Source organism: Vibrio sp. 10N.222.49.C9 (assembly GCF_041474985.1).
GTDB classification, from domain to species: Bacteria; Pseudomonadota; Gammaproteobacteria; order Enterobacterales; family Vibrionaceae; genus Vibrio; species Vibrio crassostreae_C.
Window position 1 is genome coordinate 1 of the sequence record NZ_JBFRVD010001022.1, and the last position, 339, is coordinate 339.

Annotated in this window: 1 pseudogene; it reads right to left on the minus strand. The window is 52.5% G+C overall.

Features of this window, described 5'->3' with window-relative positions:
* Positions 1 to 10 precede the first annotated feature (10 nt).
* Positions 11 to 339: pseudogene (locus AB4585_RS26715) on the minus strand (NADP-dependent phosphogluconate dehydrogenase); the annotation flags it as partial.

A 339-nucleotide genomic window follows, 5' to 3' on the forward strand; every position in this document is an offset into this window, starting at 1 on the left:
ACCCTACGTATTATACGTCGTACGTCGTAGACGCAGTGTCGCCGCCTGTACCTGTCCAGTTAGTGTGGAAGAATTCGCCACGCTCACGGTCGATACGCTCATAGGTGTCAGCACCGAAGTAGTCACGTTGAGCTTGCAGAAGGTTCGCTGGCAGACGAGCTGTCGTGTAACCATCAAGGAACGACAGCGCCGAAGTCGTACACGGCATTGGGATACCCACTTCTAAAGACTTAGCCGCAACCTTACGCCATGCACCTAGGCAGTTCTCTAGGATGGCTTTGAAGTAAGGGTCTGAACCAAGGAATGCAATCTCAGGATCCGTATCAAACGCATCACGGA